2 protein-coding genes are annotated in these 1,822 nt (G+C 62.6%); one reads left to right on the forward strand and one right to left on the reverse strand.

Features of this window, described 5'->3' with window-relative positions; translation table 11 throughout:
• The first annotated feature begins 105 nt into the window (after positions 1–105).
• Positions 106–999 (forward strand): SDR family oxidoreductase, encoded by an 894-nt coding sequence (locus VMR39_RS04615; RefSeq protein WP_325414823.1) that lies wholly within the window; start codon positions 106–108, stop codon positions 997–999.
• Positions 1,000–1,106: 107 nt separating this feature from the next.
• Here the strand turns inward: VMR39_RS04615 and VMR39_RS04620 are convergent, their stop codons facing one another.
• Entirely contained in the window at positions 1,107–1,541 is a 435-nt protein-coding gene (locus tag VMR39_RS04620) for a DUF3597 domain-containing protein (RefSeq protein WP_325414825.1), read from the reverse strand.
• Between the last annotated feature and the right edge of the window lie 281 nt (positions 1,542–1,822).

Raw genomic sequence — 1,822 nt, forward strand, 5'->3', positions numbered from 1 at the left:
CTGAGCCGGTGTGGAACTGGAAGGCTCTGCGGCACGTAGTTTGCCGTGTCGCCTAGAACGGCAAACTGGACTGTCGTCCATCATCCCCATCAGCAAGGAGCAAACATGGCAGAGCGTCTCACCATGCAGGACCCGCGCGCACAATATCCCAAGCCCCCATTTCCCGAGCAGCCACAGCCGGTTCCAGGCATCGCCGCGGACATGGATCCCAAGCCTGACCATGGCGAGCAAAGCTATACCGGCTCGGGCAAGCTCGAGGGCCGTAAGGCGCTGGTCACTGGCGGTGACAGCGGCATCGGCCGGGCCGCAGCGATTGCCTATGCGCGCGAGGGCGCCGATGTCGCCATCTCCTATCTTCCAAGCGAAGAGGAGGACGCAAAGGCGGTCATCGCCCTGATCGAGGCAGAAGGCCGCAAGGCCGTCGCGCTGCCTGGCGACATCACGGATGAGAATTGGTGTCGCAAGCTCGTCGATGAGGCCGTTAAGGGCCTTGGCGGGCTCGACATTCTCGTCATCAACGCTGGCCGCCAGCAATATCGCGATGACGTTGAAGCCGTGAGCTCGGAAGATTTCGACCGCACGCTCAAGACCAACCTCTACGCCATGCACTGGATCACACAGGCCGCCGTGCCGCATCTTCCCGCCGGTGCATCGGTGATCACCACCGCCTCCGTCCAGGCCTATGAGCCCTCGGCCATATTGCTCGATTATGCCACGACCAAGGCGGGCATCGTAGCCTATACCAAGGCGCTGGCCAAACAGCTGATCGAAAAGGGCATCCGGGCAAATGTGGTTGCCCCCGGTCCATTCTGGACGGTTCTGCAATCCAGCGGCGGTCAGCCGCAGGACAAGGTCACCAAGTTCGGCGAGCAGAGCCAGTTTGGCCGCCCTGGTCAACCGGTCGAGATCGCGCCCGTCTATGTGCTGCTGGCCTCGCAGGAGGGCAGCTATATTACCGGTGAAGTCTATGGCGTGACCGGCGGCGCGGGGATCGCCTGACGCAAGGACGGCCGCGCGTCGCCGCGGGGCCACCGTCCCTACAGATGTGGTTTTGACAGGATAACGCCGGGCCGCCACCTCAAGCAGGAGCGGCACGGCCAGAGGCCTTAGTCGCGAAAGCTGTCGGGAACCACGCCGCCATTTTCAGCGAGTTTCGTCATTACGGCCCTGTGCAGCGCGACATTCTGCTCTGCGCTGCCGTCAGCGCCCTCATGGACAGTCAGTTCGTCGGCCAGTTCCTTGCGTGCCGCAAGGCTGGAATCGAGATCGAGCAGCTTCAGCAGATCGACGATCGAACTTTGATAATTTCCCCCGCCTCCCTTGGCGTCGGCCATAGCCAAAAGGACTGCGCCGACATCGACCTGCGGCAGCGAGGCTGCCTCAGGTGACGCGGTGGCCGTGGCGGGCGACGCAGGGGGCGTAGTGGCTGGCCGGGTCGGGCTGGCCGTTTGGACATTCGTGGCGGATGCAGGAGCGCCATTGCTTGCCTTGTGGTCGTCATGACCGAAAATCTTGTCCCTGATCTTACTGAAGATACCCATGTGCCTGTCCTCCATGTGATGGTTCAATCATCACCAAACGGCGGGTGGCAAAGAAGGCTCCCACGGGAACGAGCTTGGGCGCGGCGGGTTGTCGTTCCGACAGAGGATGATCCGGGAGACGATCGATGAAGATGCAGTTCGCGACGGTGGCGATATCATTGGCAGGGCTCACACTTGGCGGATGCGGCAAGAAGGTCGATACGACGTCCAACAACGCCGCGGCAGCGCCGATGAACAGCGTCAACGCCATCGAACCGGCGCCCGTTGCGGAGAGCGCAGGC

This window comes from Sphingobium sp. (assembly GCF_035511395.1).
Classification (GTDB): Bacteria; Pseudomonadota; Alphaproteobacteria; order Sphingomonadales; family Sphingomonadaceae; genus Sphingobium.